Annotated in this window: 20 protein-coding genes; 11 read left to right on the forward strand and 9 right to left on the reverse strand. The window is 67.2% G+C overall.

Annotation, left to right across the window (positions count from 1 at the left end):
* Positions 1–93: 93 nt before the first annotated feature.
* The 3 genes from ASF08_RS23315 to treZ form a co-directional block, all read right to left on the reverse strand.
* Positions 94–3,477, reverse strand: coding sequence for a maltotransferase domain-containing protein (locus ASF08_RS23315; protein ID WP_056150064.1), 3,384 nt, complete (start codon positions 3,475–3,477; stop codon positions 94–96).
* A 134-nt stretch (positions 3,478–3,611) separates the two neighbouring features.
* On the reverse strand, positions 3,612–8,522 hold the full coding sequence (locus tag ASF08_RS23320; protein ID WP_056150068.1) for a malto-oligosyltrehalose synthase: 4,911 nt from the start codon (positions 8,520–8,522) through the stop codon (positions 3,612–3,614).
* The gene (gene treZ, locus ASF08_RS23325) at positions 8,519–10,324 is read right to left on the reverse strand and encodes a malto-oligosyltrehalose trehalohydrolase (RefSeq protein ID WP_056150073.1); all 1,806 of its coding nucleotides are present in this window, start codon (positions 10,322–10,324) and stop codon (positions 8,519–8,521) included. Before treZ ends, ASF08_RS23320 begins: the two co-directional genes overlap by 4 nt.
* A gap of 286 nt (positions 10,325–10,610) precedes the next feature.
* Between treZ and ASF08_RS23330 the strand changes: the two genes are divergently transcribed.
* Positions 10,611–11,081 carry a YidB family protein gene (locus tag ASF08_RS23330; protein ID WP_026175652.1) on the forward strand — a complete coding sequence of 157 codons (471 nt, stop codon included), beginning with the start codon at positions 10,611–10,613 and terminating at the stop codon, positions 11,079–11,081.
* Between the two features lie 48 nt (positions 11,082–11,129).
* Here the strand turns inward: ASF08_RS23330 and mgtE are convergent, their stop codons facing one another.
* Positions 11,130–12,500 (reverse strand): magnesium transporter, encoded by a 1,371-nt coding sequence (mgtE, locus tag ASF08_RS23335; RefSeq protein ID WP_018042172.1) that lies wholly within the window; start codon positions 12,498–12,500, stop codon positions 11,130–11,132.
* Positions 12,501–13,028: 528 nt separating this feature from the next.
* Here mgtE and pqqA (ASF08_RS24420) point away from each other — a divergent pair.
* From pqqA (ASF08_RS24420) to ASF08_RS23360, 6 genes are all read left to right on the forward strand, one after another.
* On the forward strand, positions 13,029–13,118 hold the full coding sequence (pqqA, locus tag ASF08_RS24420) for a pyrroloquinoline quinone precursor peptide PqqA (protein ID WP_081612606.1): 90 nt from the start codon (positions 13,029–13,031) through the stop codon (positions 13,116–13,118).
* A 63-nt stretch (positions 13,119–13,181) separates the two neighbouring features.
* Entirely contained in the window at positions 13,182–13,271 is a 90-nt protein-coding gene (pqqA, locus tag ASF08_RS23340; protein ID WP_018042171.1) for a pyrroloquinoline quinone precursor peptide PqqA, read from the forward strand.
* 206 nt (positions 13,272–13,477) lie between these two features.
* Positions 13,478–13,741, forward strand: coding sequence for a hypothetical protein (locus ASF08_RS23345; RefSeq protein ID WP_026175651.1), 264 nt, complete (start codon positions 13,478–13,480; stop codon positions 13,739–13,741).
* Between the two features lie 221 nt (positions 13,742–13,962).
* Positions 13,963–14,313, forward strand: a complete 351-nt coding sequence (locus ASF08_RS23350; RefSeq protein WP_238254130.1) for a hypothetical protein — start codon at positions 13,963–13,965, stop codon at positions 14,311–14,313.
* A 7-nt stretch (positions 14,314–14,320) separates the two neighbouring features.
* Positions 14,321–14,671 carry a 4-fold beta flower protein gene (locus ASF08_RS23355; RefSeq protein ID WP_056150079.1) on the forward strand — a complete coding sequence of 117 codons (351 nt, stop codon included), beginning with the start codon at positions 14,321–14,323 and terminating at the stop codon, positions 14,669–14,671.
* Positions 14,672–14,708: 37 nt separating this feature from the next.
* The gene (locus ASF08_RS23360; RefSeq protein WP_018042166.1) at positions 14,709–14,933 is read left to right on the forward strand and encodes a hypothetical protein; all 225 of its coding nucleotides are present in this window, start codon (positions 14,709–14,711) and stop codon (positions 14,931–14,933) included.
* Positions 14,934–15,257: 324 nt separating this feature from the next.
* Here the strand turns inward: ASF08_RS23360 and ldtR are convergent, their stop codons facing one another.
* The 3 genes from ldtR to ASF08_RS23375 all read right to left on the reverse strand — a co-directional run bounded on the left by ldtR (position 15,258) and on the right by ASF08_RS23375 (position 17,493).
* On the reverse strand, positions 15,258–15,770 hold the full coding sequence (gene ldtR, locus ASF08_RS23365) for a transcriptional regulator LdtR (protein WP_018042165.1): 513 nt from the start codon (positions 15,768–15,770) through the stop codon (positions 15,258–15,260).
* 164 nt (positions 15,771–15,934) lie between these two features.
* Positions 15,935–16,402, reverse strand: a complete 468-nt coding sequence (locus ASF08_RS23370; RefSeq protein ID WP_056150082.1) for a DUF6163 family protein — start codon at positions 16,400–16,402, stop codon at positions 15,935–15,937.
* The gene (locus ASF08_RS23375) at positions 16,399–17,493 is read right to left on the reverse strand and encodes an enoyl-CoA hydratase/isomerase family protein (protein WP_056150085.1); all 1,095 of its coding nucleotides are present in this window, start codon (positions 17,491–17,493) and stop codon (positions 16,399–16,401) included. Before ASF08_RS23375 ends, ASF08_RS23370 begins: the two co-directional genes overlap by 4 nt.
* 235 nt (positions 17,494–17,728) lie before the next feature.
* On the opposite strand from ASF08_RS23375, the gene hemB reads away from it, so the two are divergent.
* The 4 genes from hemB to ASF08_RS23395 all read left to right on the forward strand — a co-directional run bounded on the left by hemB (position 17,729) and on the right by ASF08_RS23395 (position 20,992).
* The gene (hemB, locus tag ASF08_RS23380) at positions 17,729–18,784 is read left to right on the forward strand and encodes a porphobilinogen synthase (RefSeq protein ID WP_056150087.1); all 1,056 of its coding nucleotides are present in this window, start codon (positions 17,729–17,731) and stop codon (positions 18,782–18,784) included.
* Between the two features lies 1 nt (position 18,785).
* Positions 18,786–19,160 carry a hypothetical protein gene (locus ASF08_RS23385; protein WP_056150091.1) on the forward strand — a complete coding sequence of 125 codons (375 nt, stop codon included), beginning with the start codon at positions 18,786–18,788 and terminating at the stop codon, positions 19,158–19,160.
* Between the two features lie 173 nt (positions 19,161–19,333).
* A complete protein-coding gene (locus ASF08_RS23390) occupies positions 19,334–20,392 on the forward strand; it encodes a methyl-accepting chemotaxis protein (protein WP_274534511.1) in 1,059 nt (352 codons plus the stop codon).
* A 102-nt stretch (positions 20,393–20,494) separates the two neighbouring features.
* Positions 20,495–20,992 (forward strand): RDD family protein, encoded by a 498-nt coding sequence (locus tag ASF08_RS23395; RefSeq protein WP_048437773.1) that lies wholly within the window; start codon positions 20,495–20,497, stop codon positions 20,990–20,992.
* A gap of 34 nt (positions 20,993–21,026) precedes the next feature.
* On the opposite strand, the gene ASF08_RS23400 is transcribed toward ASF08_RS23395, so the two are convergent.
* Positions 21,027–22,256 (reverse strand): glycosyltransferase, encoded by a 1,230-nt coding sequence (locus tag ASF08_RS23400; protein ID WP_082473341.1) that lies wholly within the window; start codon positions 22,254–22,256, stop codon positions 21,027–21,029.
* Positions 22,253–23,848, reverse strand: a complete 1,596-nt coding sequence (locus ASF08_RS23405; RefSeq protein WP_056150094.1) for a glycosyltransferase family 39 protein — start codon at positions 23,846–23,848, stop codon at positions 22,253–22,255. Before ASF08_RS23405 ends, ASF08_RS23400 begins: the two co-directional genes overlap by 4 nt.
* Positions 23,849–24,120 lie beyond the last annotated feature (272 nt).

Here is a 24,120-nt window from a genome sequence, read left to right on the forward strand (position 1 = left end):
CCAGCCGCGTCGGCCGCAGCTTTGGCACCAGCTTCTGGGCGACAACGCGACGGACGGCTGAAAACTCGAAGTTTTGTGCTGACACGCGGGCCGCTACTCCGCAACCCGGCGGGGCGCGCGTAGACGCCAGATCACCACGGACCGCTCCGCCGGATCGAGGGCGATGCGGTGGGACTTGCCGCGCAGCTCGAACTTGTAGCCGAGCAGCAGATCCTCCACCTCGACGGCGCCGTCATCGGGCTCTCCGAGGAGCCAGAGCGGCACCTCGTAGGTGCATTCCTGACGGTTCTTCGGATCGAGATTGACCATCACGAAGATGCAGTTGTCGCCTTCGGGCGTCGTCTTGGCATAGGCGACGATCTGGTCGTTATAGGCCCCCGTGAAGATGACGTTGCGGAAGTCCCAGAGCGCCGGGTTCTCCTGCCGGATGCGGTTGAGCTTGATGATGTGCGCACGGATGTTGCCCGGCGCGTGGTAGTCCCAGGCCTTCAGCTCGTATTTCTCTGAATTGAGATACTCTTCCTTGCCCGGATACGGCGCTGCCTCGCACATCTCGAAGCCGTTATAGATGCCGTAGACCGAGGACAGGGTGGCCGCCAGCGTCGCCCGCACGATGAATCCGGCGCGGCCGCTGGTCTGGAGATAGACCGGGTTGATGTCCGGCGTGTTGGCGAAGAAGTTCGGCCGGTAATACTCCCCCATCTCGCCGGCGAGCTCGGTAGAGTAGTCGATGAGCTCCTGCTTCGTGTTGCGCCAGGTGAAGTAGGTGTAGCTCTGCTGGTAGCCGGCCTTGGCGAGCTTCTTCATCATCTTCGGCCGGGTGAAGGCCTCGGCGAGGAAGATCACGTCGGGATAGCGCGCGTTCACCTGCCCGATCATCCATTCCCAGAACGGAATCGGCTTGGTGTGGGGGTTGTCGACCCGGAAGATGCGGGCGCCGAGTTCGGCCCAGCCCATGACGATGTCGCGCAGCTCGATCCAGAGCGAGGGCAGCGCGCCGCCATAGAAGTGGACGTTGGAGATATCCTCGTACTTCTTCGGCGGGTTCTCGGCGAATTTCAGCGTGCCGTCGGGGCGCCACTCGAACCATTCCGGGTGGTTCTTGATCCAGGGATGGTCGGGCGAGCACTGGATCGCGAAATCGAGGGCGATCTCCATGCCGTAGGCGTGGCTGGCCGCGACCAGACGGCGGAAATCGTCGAGGGTGCCGAGTTCGGGGTGAACCGCCTCATGCCCGCCCGCCTCCGACCCGACCGCGTAGACCGAGCCGACATCGCCTTCGAGAGCCTTGAGGGTATTGTTCTTGCCCTTGCGGTTGGTCTTCCCGATCGGGTGGATCGGCGTGAAATAGAGCACGTCGAAGCCGAGTTCGCGGATCTCGGGCAGGCGCCGGATCACGTCGTCGAACGTGCCGTGGCGGTTGACGTCCATGGATTGCGAGCGCGGAAAGATCTCGTACCAGGCCGAGAACCGGGCCGCGAGGCGGTCGGCGATCACCGGCACGTTCACCGGATAGCGCGAGCGGTTGACCCGCTCGGCGTGCCTGCGGATCAGGGACGCGGTCTCGGGCGCGAGGATGAGATCGAGCTGCGCCGCCGATCCGGTCTTTTCCGCCGCGAGAGCCGACACGATGGCCTGGAGCCGGGCCTGGTCCGGTCCGGTGGCGAGGTCGGCCGCCCCCTGCACGAAGGTGACGCCCTCGATGGTCTCCAGGCGCACGTCCACGCCCGCATCGCGCTTCTTCAGCGTGTCGCGGATCCAGGACGAGAAGGCATCGCGCCAGGCCTCGATGGTGAATTCGTAGCGGGCATTGTGTTCGAGGGGGAAGGAGCCGCTCCAGCGGTCGTTGTCCACGAACACCATGCGGTCTCGGCGCCATTCCTCCTCGCCGACGACGCGCGACAGGATCGCGGCATCGATGATCTCGTGGCCGTCGCTGAAGATGTCGGCGGAGACCGCCACCTGCTCGCCGACCACGCGCTTGACCGGGGAGCGGCCCCCGTCGATCTCGGGCGAGACCGCCTCGATGACGACGCGGCCTTCCCCCGACGGCGTGGAGGGAGCCGGGGGCTTCGCCACCACCCGCCGTTCGGCGGCGAGGATGCGGATCTCGCCGGGCGCGAGGTCGAGGCTCGTGCCGGGGAGGAAGTCGATGGGCTCCGCCTCGGGGGTGACGTCCTTGAAGCGGTCGAGCATGCCGCCCGTCCGCGCCACCAGCGGCCCGGCATCCACCGCCACCGCAGTGGAGCCGGGATTGAACAGGACGAGGGTGGCGTGGCGCGCGGAGGCGCCGTGCCCGGTATCGAATTTCAGGAGCGCCACGTAATCCGCATCCGGCGCGGAGATGCGGGATTGCGCGCCCTCCACATTGGCGGAGGCGAGGCTGGCCTTCAGGGCGTTGATCGCCTTCACATAACCGGAAATGTCGATGCCGGTATCGGTCTCGCGGGAATCCGGTGTGGTCTCGACCACGTGCAGGGCGCGGCGGTAGCCCCATTCGTAGCCGATGGGCAGGAGCACGCCGGCCGAGAAGAACGCGGCCAGGGCGTAGCGCGCCTTCAGGTGCCGCGCCACAGCCTCCGCGCTACCGCCGAGGCCGGCGGCGAGGCGGGGCATGTCGTGGTTCTCGGGGAAGGCGATGGAGGGGGCGATCACGCGCAGGCGGTCGTACTGCTCGAGCGCCCACGGCGCCTTCAGGTCCCACCAGGCGAAGGAATTGAACAGGTAGTCGAACCCGGCGCCGGCCGTGGCCTGGGCCTCCTCGAAAGTGCAGCCCAGGGTCTCGGCGGCGAACAGGCAATCGGACTCCAGCGCCTTGGCGGCGCCGATCAGGCTGCGCCAGACGTCCGGCGGCACCTTGTAGGCGGCGTCGCAGCGGAACCCGCCGACGCCGAGATCCTGCATCCGGTTGATGTAGCCGGCCCAGAGCCGGGTCAGCTCCTCGCGCGCACCCGCCGAATGGTAGTTCAGCTCGGCGAGGTCGCCCCAGACCGTGCGGATCGACGGATCGTCCGGATCGACGGCCGCCGGGCTCTCGATGTTGCCGGCCTCGTCGCGCAGGAACAGGTCCGGCCGCTCCCGCGCGAGGGGACCGTCCTTGGCGGTGTGGTTGATGACGAGGTCGGTCATCACGCCGATGCCATGCGCCGCGGCGGCGGCGCAGAAGCGGCGGATCTGCTCGTCGTCCGAGGTGCCGTCATCGTCACGGAACCGCTCGTCGAGCCGGTCCGGATCGGAGACCGCATAGAGGCTGCGCGAGCCGCCGGTCTGGTGGAACGGGTTGAGGTAGATCCAGTCGAACCCCATCCCGGCAATGCGGGGAAGCTCCGCCGTCCAGGCCGAGACCCGTCCGACGAGGAGGGGGAACAGGTTGTAGATGCGCGGCCCCTCGGCGCGGGGGGCAAGGCCCGCAGGCAGCGCCACGGTTCCGGCTTCGGTCCGCTCGGCGGAGATCTTGGCTGGGCTCGGCGCGTTCATGCGTACTCCGTTCTCGTAAAGACGTATCCCCGTCTCCCGCAGGAGCCTCCCGCGCGGCGGCGGGTGGGGTGGGGATGGGCGGTCCTCGGCGAGGACCACCCTTCAAGGTTCGGCGACCGTCCCGGATCCGGGACTCAGGCGATCCGCTTCAGGACCGCGTAGGGCAAACGCGCGAACAACCGGCCGAGATCGACCGAAGTTCCCTCCGGCTGGACGACGCCGCCCGTCATGAGGTCGATCCAGCGGCTCTCCGCCGCCACCGGAAGGGTGGTGCCGGCAAAGGCCTCGCCCGACCACGTCGCGTCGCCGACGAGGCCGGAGACGAGGCGCGGCACCGCCACGAGAAGGTCGCCCTCCCCGCTTGTGGCATCCGAGCGTGTGAATGCGATGACATGGGCGGCGAGCCTGCCGTCGGCCGTCACGGCGATATGGTCGGCATCGGCATAGAAGCTGGGTCGCTCCGCCCGGTCGGCGAGGAGACGCGCCAGCGTCGCCTGCTTCACCCGCCCGTCCGGCCAATGGTCGAGCAAGGCGGGCAGATCGGCCGTGTCGCTCAAGGCCTCCTCCCGCGCCGCGTAATCCACCGGGCGGCGGTTGTCGGGATCGACGAAGGAGAAGTCCCAGAACTCGGTGCCCTGGTAGACGTCGGGGAGCCCCGGCAGGGTCGCCTTCAGCACCGTCCGGCCGAGGCCGGCGATCATGCCGAGATGGGCGAGCCGCCGCGCGATCGGGCGCATGAGCGTCATGAACTTCGCGCCCGGCGCGATCAGGCCGGCGAACAGCCGCTTGACCGCGGCCTCGTACCGCTCATCCACATTGACCCAGCTCGACCGGCGCTTGCCCTCGCGCAGGGCCTTTTCGGAATAAGCGTCGAGACGGTCGCGGAACTCCGCGATGGCGGCCTCGTCGTCCCGCTCCAGCAATTCGAGCGGCCAGGCGCCCAGGATGGCCTGGAGCAACATCCACTGGTCGTTGGCATCGGGCGCCGGCCCCTCCTCCATGGCGGTGAGGTGGGTGCGGGCCGACTGGCCGAGGATGGTCCAGGCTTCGGCCCAGACTTCGGGGATCTCGGACAGGGCCAGCAAGCGCGAGCGGGCATCCTCGCCGCGCTTGGTGTCGTGGGTCGCCGTGGTGATCATGGCGTTCGGCCAGTCACGCGCCCGCGCCGCCTGGAGCGCGTGGAAATGCTCCAGATCGATGCCGTATTCCCCCGGATCGCCGCCGACCTCGTTGAGGGCGAGGAGTTCCGAGAAGCGGTAGAACAGCGTGTCTTCCAGGCTTTTCGCCATGACCGGACCGGTCAGCTGCTGGAACCGGCGGCGGAACCGCAGGATGACGGCGGGATCGGGACGCCCCGGCCCCCCGGCATCGATCCGGCCGAGCAAGGCCTTCGAGGCGAAGTCGTGGACCGACCGGTCCGGCAGAGCGCTCCAGCGCTTGGCCTTGGCCACCGCCCCCTCGATGAGGCGGACGTCCTCGTCCTCGACATCGCTCTCGTCGAGGTCGCTCGCCAGGTAGGAGCGGTAGGTGGGAAAGCGCGCGATGATCTCGATCAGCGCCCGGCGGATGGCGTTCACCGAGAAGTCGCGCGTGCGCCGGTCGGCATCGGCGATGCGCTTCAGGTCGGCGGTGAGCACTTCGAGCTCGCTGGCGAAGCTGATCTCGAGGATCTCCGCCTTGGCCGCCCGGAGTTGCGCCTTGTAGGGCTCGTCCATGCCGGTGGCCCAGCGATAGAACCGGGTGATCCGGGTGTGCTTCTCCTGGTCCACCAGGATGCCGTCGAGCTGGTTGAGCACGTCGTAGCCGGTGGTTCCGGCGACGGGCCAGGGCCGCAGCTTCTCGCCGGGTTCGAGGATCTTCTCGACCACGACGTAGAAGCCGGGGCCGACCGCGCTCTGCAGGGCGCGCGCATAACCCTGCGGGTCGGCGAGACCGTCGATATGGTCGATCCGCAGCCCGTCGATCCGCCCCTCGGAGATGAGGCGGAACACCGTCTCGTGCGAGCGGTGGAAGATGTCGGATTTCTCCACGCGCAGGCCCGCGAGGCCGTTCACGTCGAAGAAGCGACGGTAGTTGATGTCGCTGGCCGCCACGCGCCAATGGGCGAGACGGTAGGATTGCTGCTCGAGGAGCCGGTGGAGCGGCCCGAAACTGTCGGGCCGTCCCTCGAAACCGTTGAGCAGGGTCAGCGTGCGGTCGATGGCCTTCGCGATGGCCGGCGAAGCCTCCACCGCGTCGGCGAGCCGGCGCTTGAGGCCGTCGGCCTCCTCCGGGAAGCCCCGGCGGCGCTCCGCATTCGTCTCTTCGCTCATCAGCCGCAGCCGCTCGGAGACGGCGAGAACTTCTGCCGCCGCGTCGTCGCCGATCTCGCCATGCGCCGCAAGCGCCCGGTTTAGGATCGAGGGATATTGCAGCGGGCAGATCGGGAACTGATGCTCGTAATGCCAGACGCTGAAGGCGCCGGCGGCGGCATCGTATTTCAAGTCGAGGGTGCCGTGTTCGAGGGCTTCGCCGTAGCGGTCGCCCAGGAACGGGATGACGAGGTTGTTGCGGGCGCCCTGCCGCTGCCAGTCGATGTCGAAGGCGTGCGCCAGCGGCGAGAGATCGCCCCATTCGAGGACGGAGAGCCACCACGGATTGTCCGCGCCGCCGACGCCCATGTGGTTGGGTACGATGTCGAGGAGCAGCTTCAGGCCGTGCCGGTGCATCACGTCGGAGAAGCGGACGAAGCCCTCCTCGCCGCCGAGTTCCGGGTTGATCGTCGAATGGTCGACGATGTCGTAGCCATGGGTCGAGCCCGGCCGCGCCTTCTGGATCGGCGAAGCATAGACGTGGCTGATGCCGAGTTTGGCCAGATACGGCACGATCCGCTCGGCATCGGCGAAAGTGAAGTCCTTGTGGAACTGCAGCCGATAGGTGGCGCGCGGCGGCGGCGAGGAGAGACGCGCCGCACCCGAACGGGGGCCGCGTTCCTCGGCCGAGAGCGCGGCGGCAAGCTTCGCCAGCGGACCGCCCGGCGCGGCGATGGCCTCCAGGGTGCGGTCGAGCTTGCGCCGCCAGTTGGGATAGCCTTCCGTCGAGCCCGGCACGTTGGCCTGGCTCAATTCCGAGACGACGTCCTCGTACTGCACCGCCGTGAGCATGGACGGTGCACGCGCCAAGTAGCGCGCCGCCGCTTCGAACGGCGCCACCTCGGGCACGTCGTAGCTCGGCAGCAGCTGCTCGGAGGCGAGCGCCTCGGTAAGGCGGGAGCGTTCGGTGACGCGCTCCCGGCGCTCCGCTTCCGCCCGCTCGGCGTCGTAGAGGCCGAGCGCCTGGCGGGTGTCGGTATCGACCCCGCGCCACCAGCCGACGAAGGTCGGCAGATCGTGCGTGGTGATGGCGGTCAGCGCGTCGCGCGGATAGGCGCCGGGGCTCTTGAAGCGGCCGCCATGCTCGCGCTCGAAGGCGAGGATGCGGTAGCTCAGGATGCCGGCCTGCATCAGCGCATCCGAGAAGCCCTGCGGCGCGGTGCCGAGATCCTCGGCAATGACGAGGCATTTCGCCCGGTGGCTCTCCAGCCGCAGCACCGCGAGCATGGGCTCGAACGGCATGGCGACATAGGCGCCGTCCTTCGCCGATCCGGTGACAGGGATGAGGAAGAGGCGGGCGAGCTGGAACGCGTGGTCGATGCGGATCGCGCCAGCATGGCGCATGTTCGCCTGGACCAGGGCGCGGAACGCCGCGAGCCCGTCGCGCTCCATTTCGAGGGGGTGGAAGGCCGGCAGGCCCCAATCCTGGCCCTTGGGCGCCAGCAGATCGGGCGGCGCACCGATGGAGACGCCGTTGGCGAAGCGTTCGGGATGCGACCAGACTTCCGATCCGCCGCGATCGGCGCCGACAGCGAGATCGCGGTAGAGGCCGAGGCGCATGCCGCTCTCGAGGGCCGCCTTCGACGCATCGGCCAATTGGCGATCGGCGAGGTATTGCAGCCAGATATGGTAGGTGACGGCCTCCGCATGGGCGAGCGCGAACGCCTCCACGGCCGGCGTCCCGGCGCGGCGCATCTCCTCCGGCCAGTCGCCGGACCAATAAGCGCCGAGCGCCTTGTAATGGGCGGACAGCGCCTCGAACGTCCCATGAGCTTCGAGATCCGCGCCGCCCGCGTCGCGGAAGGCCGAGAAGGCGGCGTCGTCACCCGCGCGCGCCGGGGATTCGTGCCAGAACGCTTCCAGCACGGGAGACAGAACACCCCAGATACCGGGATGGTCGACCAGGGTCGCGGCCTGAAGGCCGGCGATCTCGGTGGCCTTCTCTCCCAACAAGGCAGCGGCGCGCGAGCCGGCGAAACCGGGCAACGCGCCGGGCTCGATAAACAGGGTCTCGAGGAACAGGCGCGAAGACGGCGAATAGGGCGAGATCTTGCTGCGGTCCGATTCGAACAGCGCATGGACCGGGCTCAGGCCCAGGAACGAGGCGCCGCGAATGCCGGCATCCCGCGCGGCGCGGCCCGCATCGGCATAGCTGCCGATGCCGAGATTGTGCGGCGAGCGCAGGCCGTAGAGCTGCGCGGCGAGGCCCCAATCCCGCGCGCCCTCGTCGGCATAGGCGGCGGGGCGCCAGCAGCGCTGCGGGGCGGAGATGACCCAGGATTCCGATTTCCGCTCGCCGAGCGCCACGGTGAGACGGTGGTAGCCGGGCGTCAGGGGCGGCAACTCGATACGGGGTTCGCCCGCCCCCGTGATCGACGCCCTCCCCTCCCGCGCGAGGCCGCGCTCGTCGACGAGGCGCCACGACACGGCGCCATGCGCGTCCACGGCGTGAACGGGGATCGTCGAGGCGCGCCGCGCCTCGACCGGAATCAGCGACGGGACGAGCCCGAGCCGCACGGATTCCACCTCCGCGAGGCTGCTGGCGATCTCGTCGTCGTTGCCCGCCGGGAAACCCAGGGCGGCGACCATGCCGCGCCGGGTCTCGATGTCGGTCGCCACGGGCTGGCCGAAGGCGTCGGTATAGCCGGATGCGATGCCGAGGAGATCGGCCAGCCGTTCGAGGTCGCGGCTCATCGGGCGGCTCCCGTCAGCACGATACCCGTCCAGGTGGGAAGCTCGATCTCGCTGCCCGTATGACCGTTCGACCAGATCACCTGACCTCCATGGGAATCGACGGCGAGGGGATCCTCGCCGAAATTGGCGACGAAGCGCAGGGTGCCGCCCGCATAGCGCCACGTCACGTCGAGGGAATCCGGGGACGGCCGGGTCACGTCGGCCCCGAGATAGCGGGTCTTCGTCAGGGGCACGACGGATTGGTGCCGGATCTGGAGCAGGTTGCGGGTGTCGGCCCAGACACCGCGATGGGGCTGCCGCTCCGGCTCCGCCCAGTCGAGCTTCGAATCGACGAAGGTCTGCTCGGCGGTCGGATCGGGGATGACCGAGGTGTCGTCGGCGAAAGCCGCGAAGCTCTTGAACTCACGCCGGCGCCCCTCGCGCACCGCTTTGTTCAACTCCTCGTCCGGCGCGAAATCGACGAAGAACAGGAACGGCGCCGTGGCCGACCATTCCTCGCCCATCCACAGCATCGGGATCTGCGGAGCAAGGAGCAGGCCGGCGCGGGCCAGGCTGAGCTTGTCCGGGTCGCTGAGCGCGCTCAGGCGCTCACCGAGGGCACGGTTTCCCACCTGATCGTGGTTCTGGAGGAAGGTGACGAAGGCCGAGGGCGGTAGATGGGCGGAGGGCTCGCCGCGCGGGTGGTTGTCGAGGCTCGGGAACGGCTCGCCCTGATAGGCGAAGCCTTCCGCGAGGCAGCGGGCGAGATGATCCACCGGCTTGTCGGCGAAGCTGACGTAATAGCCCGCGTCCTCGCCGGTCAGCAGCACGTGCCAGCAATGGTGGAGGTCGTCGGCCCATTGCGCCGTGTGCTGGAGCGGCTGGGCCTGATCGTTGCGCTCGAGCCAGCGGGCCTGGTTGGCCTCGTTCTCGAGGACGAGGTGGATGTGCCGTCCGGGCAGGCGCGTGCGGATCGTCTCCGCGAGCTCGCCGATGAAGTGCTTGGGCGAATCGTCCAAAATGGCGTGGACCGCGTCGAAGCGGATGCCGTCGAAATGGTATTCCTCCAGCCAGTAGAGCGCGTTCTCGATGAAGTAGTCGCGCACGACCTTGCCGCTGGTCTCGCCGTCGAAATTGATGCCCGCACCCCAGGGCGTCTGGTGACGCTCGGTGAAAAAGGTCTTGGCATAGGCGTGGAGGTAATTCCCGGCCGGGCCGAAATGGTTGTAGACCGCGTCGAGGAACACCATCAGCCCGAGCGAATGGGCCTTGTCGATCAGGTGCTTGAGCTCGTCCGGCCGACCATAGGCCGCATCCGGCGCGTAGGGCAGCACGCCGTCATAGCCCCAGTTGCGGGTGCCCTTGAAGTCGGCGAGCGGCAGGAGCTCGATGGCCGTGACGCCGAGATGGGTCAGGTCTTCGAGCTTGGCCTCCAGGGCGGCATAGGTCCCCTCCGGCGTGGCGGTGCCCACATGCAGCTCGTAGAGGACGGCCTCTTCCCACGGGCGACCCGTCCATTCGCCGTCGCTCCAGTCGAATGCCTTCGGGTCGATGACCTCGCTGAGGCCCGACACGTCGTCCGGCTGGAAGCGCGAGGCGGGATCCGGGACGACGAGGTCGCCGTCGATGCGGAAACCGTAGCGGGCACCGGGGCGGACATCCGGCACGGTGGTGCGGCGCCAGCCTTCGCCGGCCTCTGGGATGGGATGCTCGGCCCCGTCGACCACGAGGGCCACGTCCTTGGCCGTGGGTGCCCAGAGGGCGAAGCGCACGCCGTCCGCCGCGATCGCGGCACCGAAGTTCATGTCGTGTGTGCGCCGCATCAGACCGCCATCTCGCTCATTGGGAAACCTCGCGGCCGGGTCGCACCGGCCACGGGGGAGAAGGCCGTCCGCGAGGGTCTGGTTCCCTCGCCATACGGCTTCGCTTGCGACGTAATGCGCGGGTCACGGTCGACAACCGCCGGGCGGACAAGTTTTGTGTGCGGCGCGCCATGGCGCCTCGATCGTGGGCATTCCGGCGGCCCGATGCATCCCGCCGCGCCATAGGCACGTTGAGTGAGCGTCGCCTCGCCGATGAGCCGGCGGCGAACCTCAAGGGAGACAGCGCATGAGCCGCGGATATCCGTCCATGACCGCCTTGCTGGGTCTGCTCGCCGTCGCGGGCTACCAGAACAGGGACAAGATCGCCGAATTCCTGGGCGGTGCTACGAACAAGACGACGGCTCCGGGAACGCCGGGAGCCGCGACCGACAACCAGGGCGGTCTCGGTGGCATCCTCGGCCAGCTGGGAGGCGCCCTCGGGGGTGCCGGGGCCGGCGGCCTCCTCGGCGGGGGCTTGAGCGAGCTCGTGGAGCGTTTCACCCAGAACGGCCACGGCGAGACGGCGTCCTCCTGGGTCAACCAGGGTCCGAACCAAGAGATCGCGCCGCAGAACCTCGAAAAGGCGATCGGCCCGGACATCCTGGCGACCCTCGCGCAGCAGACGGGACTGACCCGCGAGGAATTGCTGTCCCGCCTGTCGCGGGAATTGCCGCAGGCCATCGACCGCTACACCCCCGACGGCCGCGTGCCGGCGTAAGCCGTCGTCTCCTCCCGGGCTCACTCCGCCCGGGAGGATCGATAAGGGTCAGAGCAGCGTGCCGCGCAGGATCAGCATCGCCACCGAGAAGTAGATGACGAGGCCGGTCACATCGACGAGGGTGGCCACGAAGGGCGCCGAGGCCGTCGCCGGATCGAAGCCGAGGCGCTGGAGCACGAAGGGCAGCATCGATCCCGTCAGCGAGCCGAAGGTGACGATGCCGACCAGGGCGGCCCCCACCGTCGCCGCCACCAGCATCCAGTGCTCGCCGTAATCGTAGAGCCCCGCCTTCTGCCAGACCACGATGCGGACGATGCCGATCGTCCCCAGGATCGCGCCCAGCAGCAACCCGGTGGGCACCTCGCGCAGGGCCACGCGCCACCAGTCGCGCAGGCGGACCTCGTGGAGCGCGAGCGCGCGGATGAGGAGCGAGGTCGCCTGACTGCCCGAATTGCCGCCCGAACTCATGATGAGCGGGATGAACAGGGTGAGGACGATGGCCTTCTCCAGCTGCCCCTCGAACCCCTGCATCGCCGTGGCGGTCATCATCTCGCCGAGGAACAGGGCGCAGAGCCAGCCGGCGCGCTTCCGGATCATCGTGCCGAAGCCGATATCCATATAGGGCTCGGGCAGGGCCTCCATGCCGCCGAAGCGCTGCACGTCCTGCGTCTGCTTCTCCACCATGGCGTCGATCATGTCGTCCACCGTGACGATGCCGATGAGGTGGCCCACCGCATCCACCACCGGCAGGGCCAGCAGATCGTATTTCGAGATCAGCCGCGCCGCCTCCTCGCGGCTGGCGGTGGGCGAGACGGCGAGCGGCCGCCGGCCGGCGGCGACGCTGAGGACGTTGTCGTCGGGATTGCCGGAGATCAGCCGGCGCAGGGGCACGGCCTTCGTCAGCGCCTGGGTGCGCGGGTCGAGGACGAAGATCGCGTAGATCGTCTCGCGGGTCTTCTCGACGGTGCGGACATGGTCGAGGGTCTGCTGCACCGTCCAGTTGCCCGGCACCGTGACGAATTCCGTGGTCATCAGCGAGCCCACGCTCTCCTCGCCATAGGCGCTGAGCCGGTCGATCGTGCCGCGCGTCTCCGCATCGAGCCGCGCCCTCAGATCGGAGCGGCCCGGCTCCTCGATCTCGCGGAACACGTCCGTCACCCGGTCCGCCGACATGCCCGACAGGTAGGACGCCACCCGGTCGCGCGGCAGCATCTCGATGATGTCGGCGGCGAGGTCGAGCTCGGGCTGGTCGAGCACCTCCACCGCCCGGTCGTGGGGCAGCCCCAGCAGAATCGCGGCGGCGACCTCGGGCGCCTCCTCGTTCAGCGCCTCGACGATGTCGGGCGCGCGTTCGTCCGACAACCGGGCGGCCAGCACGGAGGGATCGATCTTGGTCGGGAAGGGGGCGATCTGGTTCATGGGCTCACCTCGGGGGAGGAGTGCGATCGGGCCGTGTTCGGCCGGATCGCGGTGAGCCGCGCGTGAACCCGACAGGGCCTCAGGCGGTCAGAACGATAGCGGCCGGGCGGGCTGGATCGACGGGACTGTCGCTGGGCATGGATGGGGAATTCGGGCTCCAAGGCGTCCACCTGCGATCCGCACATGCGGATCGCCGAGGGGAAGCCGTCGGCGGCGCCCCCATGCGCTCCGCCACGGGGCGCGTCAAGATGAATTTCCTCCTGTCTTTCGGACCTGCCGGCGGGACGCGCGGGACGGCCGTGGGAGCCGCCGTTTCCGCCTTCGGAACGGGCAGCGACACGACCGGGATCGCTCGCCGACGGAGCACAATCCTGCAACATATTTCTCTATGGGAGGAAGATCGTCCGCTTATCGGGGGAAATCCGGCCACGACGAGCCATCATATGAAAAATATAAGTCTCGCGCCCGCTTGTATTGCGCCCAATGTATCGCCTATCTTGAGGGCGTCGGACACGAAGGAGTTTCGCCATGAGTTGGTCTGCCCCCGTTGTTCAAGAAGTTTGCGTCGGCATGGAAGTCACCAGCTACGAGTCGGCGGAAATCGATCCCTTCAACTAAGGGATCGGCGCCCTCACGGGCCCGTGTCACCAAGCCCCATCATCACCAGCCAGGAGAAACGTCATGACGTGGTCTGCCCCCATCGTTCAGGAAGTGTGCGTCGGCATGGAAGTCACCAGCTACGAGTCGGCTGAGATCGACACCTTCAACTAAGTCGATCGCTTTTAAGAGCGGTATGAAAGGGCGGCGTTCCAGCAGGGATGCCGCCTTTTTCGTGCTCGCCCGGGCTCGATGCCCGGCCGTTTCAAAGTTTTCGGAACCGTTCCGGCAAGAACTCTGCTAGAACTGGCACTTCGGCTCATGAGATAGGGACACGTTCGGGTCCCTGCGGTGAACTCGTCGTTCGAGAGAAACACCCCATGACCCAAGAGATGCCAACTATGGAATTCTCGGACCTGACCGGACGGGCGACCCAGAACGGCATCACGGTGACGGTGAACGTCTATCGCTTCGCCGGCACGCAGGATCCGTGGACGCTCGAAGTCATCGATCAGACCGGCTGGTCCACCGTCTGGGATACGACCTTCGCCTCCGACGAAGACGCCCTCGACGCCTTCATGGAGGCCATCGAGGACGGTGACGGCATGCGCGCGTTCCTCGAACCGCCGCCGACCTTGCACTGACACGATCCGGATCGGCCCTCCTCCGCCCCACGCAGCAAGCGATGTGGTGGATGGCGGTGGTGTCGTCCCCCTCTCGCCGGCCTCAGAGGGCGAACACGCCGACGATGGCCCGGCCCATACCCGACACCGCTCCGGTCGCCGCATGGAACATCGCAGGTCGATGCGCCCTGTCTATGCGAGTGGCCCGCGCCCCATCACATCCACTAGAAAGCAGATCCTTCATGAACAAGCCCGACATGCTCGCCGAGAACGTCTCGATCGCGGATCTCGCCGGACGGAAAGCGGACCGCCTCGAATATCTGAAGGGCGTCTATCTCAACATGGTCCCCGACCAGACCCGCAATCCGACCCTGCGCGTTCGCCTGAGCCGGCTCGGATCGGGCACCCAGCCGGCCTACCGGATCGAGGCCGAGGATACCGACGGCCAGACCGTCATCATGGGGTTCTATCAGGGCGACAAGCACAAGCCGCTCGCAAAGCGCCTGCACGATTCCGACGGACCGACCTGGAGCAGCGAGACCATGAGCTACGTCGAGCTCCGCACGCTGCACAACAGCCAGATCGGGGCTTGAGCCGTCCATGATCGAGTTCTTCGACAGACAGGGCGGCGAGGCGGCGTACTGCCACGACGGGCACTCCCTCTACCTCTGGAACGGCCGAGCCGCGGCCTTCATCCATGACGACAAGGTCTACGCCTATGACGGCCGCTTCATCGGCTGGGCGGACCGAGGCTGGATCTCGGACGAGCACGGAGCCTGCCTCCTCTTCGAACACGACGCCGTGGGCGGCCCTCACAAGCCCGCGCGGCAGGCGAAGACGACGCCCGGCCCGAGGCGCACGAAGCCCGCGCGCGCCGAACCGGGGCAAGCCCCGCCCCGCCCCGCCGCCTCCACGGCCTGGTCCGATCGCGTCTTTTCCGACCTGATCTGATCCCTAACCGAACCCGTTCGCACGAGAGGGAAACCGCATGACACCGACGAAGAAGCTGGCTCGCGTCCTCACCGACGAGACGGACGGAGGCTATCGCCTGACCATCGAAACCGTGGACGGCGAGATCTTCCGCATCCTCGCCACGGAAGATCAGGTGAACGACCTCATCGACGAACTCGACGAGCTGGTCGGAGACGATGCCGACGAAAAGCCCCCTCTCACGGAGGAGGAAGAACATGTCGGCGAGGAGCAGCCCTCATAGGGCTGGGTCGATACGAGGAATGGCCCGAGACGGATCCGGGACGTTCCGGGACGTCGATGACGAGCGGGTTGGCGGTGCGCGCTCGTCTCGGAGCGGTTCTCAAAACCCGCTCGATGAGATTTCTCAGCGGATGCTCGCGCCAGCGCCGAACAGCTGCCAAAGTCGATCGTCCAAACCAACCACCTCATCCTGAGGTGCCGGAGCGTAGCGGAGGCCTCGAGGGAGCCCTCCAGTCGTCGCGCGATCCCTGGAAGCCTCCTTCGAGGCCGCTCCGCGGCATCTCTGGATGAGGTGAAACCTTGGACGAACCGCTCGAACAGGTACTTAGAGCCGGTAGCGGATCTGGTCGGTCCAGAAGCGCTCGAGGCGGCCGAGGGCGACGTTGAGGCGCCCGAAATCGTCGTCGGAGATGCCGCCGATCGGCTGGATGGTGCGGGCGTGCTTGTCGTAGAGGCCCTGGATGATGTCGTGGATCGTGCGGCCCTTGTCGGTGAGGCTGATGCGCACCGAGCGGCGGTCGGTCTTCGACCGGGCGTGGTGGAGGTAGCCGGCCTCCACGAGCTTCTTGACGTTGTAGGAGACGTTGGAGCCGAGATAGTAGCCCTTCGTCCGCAGCTCGCTGGCCGTCAGTTCCTTGTCGCCGATGTTGTAGAGCAGCAGCGCCTGGACGCTGTTGACGTCCTCACGGCCGCGACGCTCGAACTCGTCCTTGATCACGTCGAGAAGGCGGCGGTGAAGACGCTCCACGAGGTGCAGCGCTTCGAGATAGGAACCGTGCGCCGGGCTGGTCTCGGCGGAGGTGTTGCTCTCGATCACCTTGGCGGACTGGGACTTCATCTGGGTGCCTCGTCAGGGTTCTTGGGTCGGGCGCCGTTGTGTTCGGCACCGCTTATGAAGCCAATCTACGAGTCACGGGTGAAAGACGGTTTAAGCGATACGATGAATTTGCAATTTACCTCTGTCGGTAAATGCAAAATGAAAGTAATCCAGTAAGGTGTTGTTTACCTGACCTCGCGCGCCGCAGCCCAAGACAAAGCGAAATAGATCACAACAATAGCACCCAGGCTTCCGAGGACCGGGATCGACATCGGCAGCAGATGCGGCGTGAGGATCGCCAGGGTGACGGCACTCGTGGCGGCCAGCAACCAGACCACACCGCCCCAGGCGCTGGTGAGCCACATCCCGATCGCCGCCATGAAGTCGATCACGGCGAAGTAGACGATGACCGTCTGGCGGCCGAGCGATTCGGCTTCGAACGGGCGCGCCCCCGGAAAGATGTCGAGGATCGTCGCCCAGGTCGAGACGCCTTTCGCCAGCCACAACACGGCCGTGACGCGCATGAACCAGACCAGGACCACGTCCCACCCCGTCTGCGGCGCACGCGGCGACCGCTCGATGCGGTCACCGGCCACGTCGTTGGCGCGCCCGCGCCCGTCCCGCGTTGCGCCGACCTTGGTCAGTCCCCTCATGACGGCATCCTTTCCGATCCATCGAATGTCGCCGATCCATCGAATCTCGGCGCGTCGCCATCGGGCAGGTCGGTGAACGCCTCGGCGATCCCGGCCGGGTCCACGTCGGCCAGGGCGGCGGGCCGCCAGTCCGGGCGGTTGTCCTTGTCCACCAGCACGGCGCGGACCCCCTCGTGGAAGTCGTGCCAATGCATGGCCCGCATGGCGAGGCGATACTCCTCCTGCATCGCCTCGGCGAAGTCCATGCCGATGCCCCGCCTCATCTGCTCGTGTGCGATGCACAGGGAGTGGGGAGAGCGCGTGCGCATCAGCGCGGCGGTCTCGGTGGCGAAGGGCGACCCGTCCGCGTCGAGTCTCGCGAGGATCCCGGCGACGCTGTCGGCGGAGAAACAAGCCTCGATCGTGGCGCCATGCGCCGTGATCGGACCGACCTCGGGAAAGGCCGTCGCGTGGCGGTCGAAAGCCCGTTCGATGGCGCCACCGCCGGCCAGCTCGTCCGTGATGGCGTCGAAATTCTCCGCCGCCGCATGGTGGGTGGCGAGCCCCAGAGCGCGGGCATCGCCGGCACCGATCCGGGCGCCGGTCAGGGCCAGATAGACCCCTGCGCGACCGGCCAGGCGCGGAAGCGAATGGGTCATTCCCACATCGGGAAAAAACCCAATTCCCACTTCCGGCATCGCCAGGGTGTAGCGCTCCGAGGACACCCGGTGGCTCCCGTGCAGGGACAAACCCACCCCGCCGCCCATGACGATCCCCTCAATCAGGGCGATGTAGGGTTTCGTATAGCGCTGCACATAGGCGTTGAGGTGGTACTCCGCGAGCCAGAACCGCCTCACCTCGTCGTCCAGCCCCCGGCGGGCGAGGTCGTGGATCTGGCGGATGTCACCGCCGGCGCAGAACGCCCTCCCGCCCCGGCCGCGGACGACCACGCGGGTGATCGTGTCGTCGCGCTCCCACTCCCACAGGGCGCGATACATCGCCGTCGTCATGGAGACCGTGAGCGCGTTCAAGGCTTTAGGCCGGTTCAGGGTGATCAGGCCGGCGTGCCCGCGCCGCTCGAACAGGATCTCCGGTTCGTCTGCGCCTGTCATCCATCGTCTCCGATTGGCCTCCGGTCGGCGGCTGCCTCACCCTCGGGGGCTCGCGGGATTCCGCGCGTCGCGCGGTGCGGGGTCGAGGAAACGCCGCGTTCACCGTGTCGCTTAGACGAACTCTGCCGTGACCCGTCAATCGGGGGGCGGCGATCGGCCCGGGTTTCGAAGAGTTTTGGGGATGTGTTAGGCCGGCCCCGACGCGCCCGCGACGGGCCTTCGAGACGTAGAGACCATGACCGAAGCGACCCCGACCCCGCGTCCCCTCGCCATCGAGAGCGCCAAGGCGAGTTCCGCCGCGTCGCTGAGCATCACCCAGCGCCCCCGGCGCAACCGCAAGGCGGAGTGGTCGCGCCGCCTCGTGCGCGAAAATACCCTGACGGTGGATGACCTTATCTGGCCGCTCTTCGTCATCGAGGGGACCGGACGGCGCGAGCCCATCGCCTCGATGCCCGGCGTGGAGCGCCTCAGCGTGGACGAGATCGTCCGCGAGGCGGAACGCGCGGCGCGGCTCGGCATCCCGGCCATCTCCTTCTTTCCCTATACCGAAGCGTCCCTGCGCGACCCGACCGGATCGGAAGCCCTCAATTCCAACAACCTCGTCTGCCGCGCCGTGCGTGCCGTGAAGAAGGCGGTGCCGGAAATCGGCGTGATGACCGACGTCGCCCTCGATCCCTATACCAGCCACGGCCATGACGGCCTGATCGAGGACGGGGCCATCCTCAACGACGAGACGGTGGCGCTCCTCGTGGAGCAGAGCCTGATCCAGGCCGAGGCGGGCACGGACATCATCGCCCCGTCCGACATGATGGACGGCCGCGTCGGCGCGATCCGCACCGGCCTCGACAAGGCCGGTTTTCGCGATGTCCAGATCATGGCCTACGCGGCGAAGTACGCCAGCGCCTTCTACGGCCCGTTCCGCGACGCCATCGGCACCTCGGCCGCCCTGGTGGGCGACAAGCGCACCTACCAGATGGATCCGGGCAATTCGGACGAAGCCCTCCGGGAAGTCGCCCTCGATCTCGAGGAGGGCGCGGATTCCGTGATGGTCAAACCGGGCCTGCCCTATCTCGACATCATCCGCCGGGTGAAGGACGAATTCGGCGTTCCGACCTTCGCCTATCAGGTCTCGGGCGAGTACGCGATGATCGAGGCCGCCGCCCTCAACGGCTGGCTCGACGGCACTCGCGCCATGACGGAGAGCCTCCTCGCCTTCAAGCGCGCCGGCGCCGACGGCATCCTGACCTATTACGCGCCCCGCGTGGCCGAACGCCTGCGCGACGGCATCTGAGATGCGCCCGCGGGCGGCTCGGCCCGCCGGCGCGCTCCTGCCGATCGCGGTCGTCGCATTCCTGACGGCCTGCGACAGCTCCGTCGACCGGCTGCGGATCACCACCTGCCGGCGGACGCTTCCCGCGCTGGTGGCAGCCGACCTCTCGCCGCGTCTGCTCCATGTCGGCCGTGGATCGGCGCCCGACAGCGTGCGCGTCGATTACGCCTTGGGCCAACGCCAGCACCGCATCGACTGCCTGTTCGACGGTGGCGCGGGTCTCATCGGCATCCGCATGGACCACAAGGCGGTGTCGGGCGGGGCGCTTTTCATGCTTAAGAAATACTATCTCGAAACATTAGATTCCGAAGCAAACGACCCCGCGCCGGCGCGCTAGGCATTCGCGCGGCCCTGGCATTCTTATTGCTTCGGTTTGCTTGGGGAGGCGGCAGGATTGTCTCTGACCGGCAGACCTCGAAACGTTCGCAGTCGCCTGCCGGCCAATCTCAGTCTTGAATACATATACGAAATACCAAGCGCTGAGCTTGGGCGGTCCATTTTGAGGATGCGATGTCGACAAAACTGAACGAGATAGATCACCCGGCCGACAGTCTCTCGATGCTCGTCGAGACATCGACCCAGCAGCTGAAGTCTCTCACCCATCGTAGCGTCGGCTCGATCAAGTCCATCACACGGCGCATGAATCTGCTGGCCCTGAACGCCCTCATCGAAGCGGCGCATGCGGGCGAGCGCGGCGCCGGCTTCTCTGTCGTCGCCAATGAGGTTCGCAGCGTCGCGGGCGAAATCGAGGGTCTGGTCTCGGGCCTCGGCAGCGCTCTCGGCGACGGCGTCGACAGCCTGACCCAGGCCGTGGAGCACTTGGCCAGCGAGAGCCGTTCCGCGCGCTGCATCGATCTCGCGCTCAATGCCGTGGAGATCATCGACCGCAATCTCTACGAGCGGACCTGCGACGTGAGGTGGTGGGCGACCGATGCCGCGGTGGTCGCATGCGCGGTCTCTCCGACCGAAGCGGTCAGAAACCACGCCTCCCACCGGCTCGGAGTCATCCTCTCCGCCTACACGGTCTATCTCGATCTCTGGCTGTGCAGCCTCGACGGCAAGGTCATCGCCAATGGCCGGCCCGACCGGTTCAATGTCGTCGGCCAGGATATGAGCCAGGAGCCGTGGTTCGCCCGCGCCAAGCCGCTGGCCTCCGGCGATGAGTTCGCGGTGGCCAACGTGGCACGGGTCGCCGCGCTCAACGGCGCACAGAGCGCCACCTATGTCGCCTCCGTGCGGGAAGGCGGCGAGGCGAACGGCAAGCCCATCGGCTTTCTCGCGATCCATTTCGATTGGGAACCGCAGGCACGCACCATCGTCGAGGGCGTCCGCCTCGCGCCGGCGGAGCGGGCCCATAGCCGTGTCATGCTGCTCGATGCCGAGAACCGCGTCATCGCCTGTTCCAAGGGCAATGGCCTCCTCACCGAGCGCTATCCCCTCCGCACGGACGGACGGAGCCAGGGAAGCTACATCGATGCAGCGGGGCGCCTCGTCGCCTTCCACGAGACCCCGGGCTACGAGACGTATCGCGGACTGGGATGGCGCGGCGTGATCGAGCAATCCGCCTGACCTCGAACCCGACAAAGCCCGTGCGACCTTGAGCGAAGGCATGGGTCCTCCCATGTCTTCTTCACGAGGGAGAATCGTCTCCCCTCTCGAAGGCTATCGGCCATGCTCAATACGCCCCCAGGCTACGACCCCGCCGGCTATGCCGAGCGCTACGGGACCGGCTTCCCGAACGCCCTCCCGGTCCCCTTCGTCAGGGCGAGCCTCGGGGCGCGCTTCGTCGCCTATCTCCTCGACATCCTCTTCATCCTGGGCTTCACCGCGCTCCTCACCCTGGCGATCACGGTGCTCGGAGTGCTGACCTTCGGCCTCGGCTGGACCCTGTTTGCGATCCTTCCCGCCAGCGGCATCCTCTACAGCGCGGTGACGGTGGGCGGCGCCGCCCAGAGCACCTGGGGCATGCGGATGATGGGTTTGCGCGTGGTGACTCCGGCCAGCGGCCTGCGGGTGGATTTCCTCACCGCCGCCATCCACGCCCTGCTGTTCTACGTCGCCATCTCGACGTTCCTGCTGTGGTTCGTCGATATCCTGTTCGGGCTCATGAGGTCGGACCGGCGCCTGGGCCACGACGTGCTCGTCGGTCTGGCGGTGGTGCGGGTCTGAGCCTACCGGGCGAAATCCAGCTGGGACTTCGCCACTACCGCGACAGGGAGGGAGGCTGGGGAATGCCGAGGTCTCCGCCGCCCTTCGCCAGAGCGGCATCGCTCTGGTGGACCTGCTTCTCCCGGTCCGGCTGCTTTTCGAAGCGCCGCCATACGGTGAGGGCCGACAGCACGTAATTGCAGGCTGCGCCCACCAGAATGCCCGCTCCCGTGGCCAGCCACCAGATGCCGGTCCCGGTGTAGATGAGGTGGGCAACGAGAATATTGTTGAACGCGCCGCAGGAGCAGGACAGGCAGAAGACCGCGAGCCCGCGCAGGAGGTCGGCGCCGACGATCCGCTGGTCCCGATACGTCAGGATGTTGTTCAGGAAGAAGTTGGCCGTCATCGCGCCGAGCGTGGCGATGGTCTGGGACATCAGAAAATTGTCGTTCAGGGCGAAGAGCATGAGCCCCAGCAGCGACAGGTGGACGAGGACGCCGAGGCCGCCGACGAGGGCGAAGGAGACGAACCGGGTCGGGAGCACGCCGAAGGCTGATTTCGCGATGAGAAGGACCGCGAAATCGAAGAGAACCCTTTCGTCGAGCTTGCTCTGTCCGGTCAGTCGAGGGCCGAAGACATAGGGGACTTCCCCGATCTTCAGCGACCGGCCACCCTGGGCCAGGATATCCGCCAGGAGCTTGAAGCCGTCGCGGCTCAGGCGTGGCGCGGCCTCCACCAGAATGCTCCGGCGCATGAGGAAGAAGCCGCTCATGGGATCGCTGGTCTGAACCCGGAGAAAGGCGCGCACCAGCCGGTTTCCGGCATTGCTCAGGGCCTTGCGGACCGACGAGAAGGCCGCCACGTCGGGATCGTCGAGGTAGCGGCTGGCGATGACCACGTCGCAATCGGTGGACATCATCAGATCGAGCATCGGCGTCAGCGTCGCCGGTTCGTGCTGCAGGTCCGCATCCATCACGGCGACGAGGTCGGAACGGGCCGCCAGCATCCCCTCGATACAGGCTCCCGCGAGCCCCCGCCGGCCGGTCCGGGTGATGATCCTGATCCGCGGATCGCTCCTCGCCAGTTCTTCGACGACGGCGGATGTGCCGTCGGGCGAATTGTCGTCGACGACGATCACCTCGAAACGGTGCGGCGCGAGCGCGGTGGCGATCCGGCCGCAGATGACGGCGATGTTGTCCCGCTCGTTGAAGGTGGGGATGACGATCGTGAGGAGGGGCCGATCCGCCTGCGAGGCGGACGATGTCTGGGTAGAGGGAAGCGTCACTGGCGGCCTTTCGCGCCGATCCTGGGCTTTGGCCAGGTCCCATCGAAATGGGTCGCCCGGACGATCCTGAGATCATGCATCTTACGCCCGTGGAAATTCAGGCGGATGGGCACATCTTCCGAGAACGTCTCGAAATGCCCGTCGAGATTATATCTGACCGCATCGAGATTGGCATACCTGTCTACGATGACGGCATCCATGCCGCGGAATTTCTCGGCATCGGCGAGATACGTGAAGTGGATGTTGTCGCCCGCGAGGCACAGACTGCGGAATCTGTCCCCGACGGCATAGAAGGCCTTGGCGCAATCCTCCCAACGGGTCGCGGCGATGAAGGTGCGCGAGGGATCGAACCCGCGCGCCGTCAGCGCCACGGGAAGATCGTCCCAATCGTAGAGTTCCAGCAGGATCGGGTCCTGCGACCGGAAAGCCTTGGCCGGGGCGACCCGCTCGGCCCAGCCGGTGAAGACATGGGTCATGAGAAGACCGATCACCAGGATCGTCGTCGCGGCCAGGGTGGCGAGCCAGCGCCGTGCGGCGTCCGGCCGATCGGCGGCGAGGCCACCCGCCCAGGCGCCGACGAGGGGCAGCAATGGAAGATAGCCCATGGAGGCCCAGTGATAGCCGCGCAGCGGGTGGCTGCTCCACACCATGACGCCGAAGATGAACAGGAGGACCGGCGCGGACATGCAGGCCAGAAGCCACGGCCCCTCCTGCCTCGGCCCGTTTCGAAGGCCGCGATACAGCATGTACAGCGCCGGGCCGAACACGAGGGGATGGACGATCAAGACCTGTGTCAGGGTCCAGCGGAATGCCCGCGCCATGTTGATGCTGCCGTCCCCACCGGCGCGGGCACCTTGATACAGGAAGGAGACCCAGCGGTGCTCGGCGTTCCAGACGATGACCGGGAGAAGCGGCACCAGCAGGACAACGAGGCCGAGATAGGTGGCGGGCCGCAGGAGCCAGCGCCTCCCCTCCGCCCGGCTCGCCACGGCGACGAGCAGTCCGGGGACCAGGAGGATCGCGAGATACTTGGACGCGAGGGCGCATCCGAACAGGAATGCGCAGGTGTACCAGATCCCGTTGTCGCGGATGCGCGACGCGGCGAAGTCGATGTGAAGAAACGTCAGCAGGGCCGCGAGAATGAAGACGGTCATCGGCCCGTTCGTCTGGGCGAGACTCCCATCCGAAAGTCCGAGAAGCGGCGACAGCAGATAGGCGCAGACCGCGTAGAATCCCGCACGGGAATCGAAGAGACGCGTCGTGATCCGATAGATCAGCCAGCCCGAGATCACCGACATGACGAGGAACGGCAGACGCACGATCAAGGCATCGTCGGAGCCGAACAGGCGCATGGCGCCCGCGATCGTCCACCATGTCAGCGGCGGCTGGTCGAAGAACGAGAGCGACGGCTGCCTCGCGACGACCGCACCGTAGGTTTCCATGAAGGTGAGGTCGAGGAACCGCACCACCACGAGACGGGCGAGGAAAGAGGCGATCAGGACAGCGACGACACGACGGGTGTAATCCGCAGGTCCGGCTTCCTCACGCGAGGGACCGGCCGAGGCTTCACGCGAACGGTCGGAACGCGGCATCGATGTTGCGTGAGCGTTGATGAGACGATTTCCCTATCCGGTCTTGAAAGATCGGGTCACCCTCGGCAGCGGCGGGGACCGGCGATCCCGTGAAGCCGCCTCACGTGTTCCGGCCCACCCCCGGAAGGCGGCGGGCACCATGCGCGCGCGAACTTTGCCACCGTGTTTCCGCCCGTCACCGATGGCCACCCCGCGACAACGGGTGCATTCATCCCGAATTGGGTCGGAAACGCGACCGGTCTACCTATGGCGCCATTGATAGGGGCAGCAGC

The sequence above is a fragment of the Methylobacterium sp. Leaf85 genome (assembly GCF_001422125.1).
Taxonomy (GTDB): domain Bacteria; phylum Pseudomonadota; class Alphaproteobacteria; order Rhizobiales; family Beijerinckiaceae; genus Methylobacterium; species Methylobacterium bullatum.

What these genes read in the sequence shown, in the direction of transcription:
- ASF08_RS23350 (WP_238254130.1), top strand. Translation starts at nt 13,963, where the DNA reads ATGAACAAGCCCGACATGCTCGCCGAGAACGTCTCGATCGCGGATCTC.
- ASF08_RS23395 (WP_048437773.1), top strand. Translation starts at nt 20,495, where the DNA reads ATGCTCAATACGCCCCCAGGCTACGACCCCGCCGGCTATGCCGAGCGC.
- ASF08_RS23390 (WP_274534511.1), top strand. Translation starts at nt 19,334, where the DNA reads ATGTCGACAAAACTGAACGAGATAGATCACCCGGCCGACAGTCTCTCG.
- hemB (WP_056150087.1), top strand. Translation starts at nt 17,729, where the DNA reads ATGACCGAAGCGACCCCGACCCCGCGTCCCCTCGCCATCGAGAGCGCC.
- ASF08_RS23320 (WP_056150068.1), bottom strand. Translation starts at nt 8,522, where the DNA reads ATGAGCCGCGACCTCGAACGGCTGGCCGATCTCCTCGGCATCGCATCC.
- ASF08_RS23355 (WP_056150079.1), top strand. Translation starts at nt 14,321, where the DNA reads ATGATCGAGTTCTTCGACAGACAGGGCGGCGAGGCGGCGTACTGCCAC.
- ASF08_RS23370 (WP_056150082.1), bottom strand. Translation starts at nt 16,402, where the DNA reads ATGAGGGGACTGACCAAGGTCGGCGCAACGCGGGACGGGCGCGGGCGC.
- mgtE (WP_018042172.1), bottom strand. Translation starts at nt 12,500, where the DNA reads ATGAACCAGATCGCCCCCTTCCCGACCAAGATCGATCCCTCCGTGCTG.
- pqqA (WP_018042171.1), top strand. Translation starts at nt 13,182, where the DNA reads ATGACGTGGTCTGCCCCCATCGTTCAGGAAGTGTGCGTCGGCATGGAA.
- ASF08_RS23385 (WP_056150091.1), top strand. Translation starts at nt 18,786, where the DNA reads ATGCGCCCGCGGGCGGCTCGGCCCGCCGGCGCGCTCCTGCCGATCGCG.
- ASF08_RS23330 (WP_026175652.1), top strand. Translation starts at nt 10,611, where the DNA reads ATGAGCCGCGGATATCCGTCCATGACCGCCTTGCTGGGTCTGCTCGCC.
- ASF08_RS23405 (WP_056150094.1), bottom strand. Translation starts at nt 23,848, where the DNA reads ATGCCGCGTTCCGACCGTTCGCGTGAAGCCTCGGCCGGTCCCTCGCGT.
- ldtR (WP_018042165.1), bottom strand. Translation starts at nt 15,770, where the DNA reads ATGAAGTCCCAGTCCGCCAAGGTGATCGAGAGCAACACCTCCGCCGAG.
- treZ (WP_056150073.1), bottom strand. Translation starts at nt 10,324, where the DNA reads ATGCGGCGCACACACGACATGAACTTCGGTGCCGCGATCGCGGCGGAC.
- pqqA (WP_081612606.1), top strand. Translation starts at nt 13,029, where the DNA reads ATGAGTTGGTCTGCCCCCGTTGTTCAAGAAGTTTGCGTCGGCATGGAA.
- ASF08_RS23315 (WP_056150064.1), bottom strand. Translation starts at nt 3,477, where the DNA reads ATGAACGCGCCGAGCCCAGCCAAGATCTCCGCCGAGCGGACCGAAGCC.
- ASF08_RS23360 (WP_018042166.1), top strand. Translation starts at nt 14,709, where the DNA reads ATGACACCGACGAAGAAGCTGGCTCGCGTCCTCACCGACGAGACGGAC.
- ASF08_RS23345 (WP_026175651.1), top strand. Translation starts at nt 13,478, where the DNA reads ATGACCCAAGAGATGCCAACTATGGAATTCTCGGACCTGACCGGACGG.
- ASF08_RS23375 (WP_056150085.1), bottom strand. Translation starts at nt 17,493, where the DNA reads ATGACAGGCGCAGACGAACCGGAGATCCTGTTCGAGCGGCGCGGGCAC.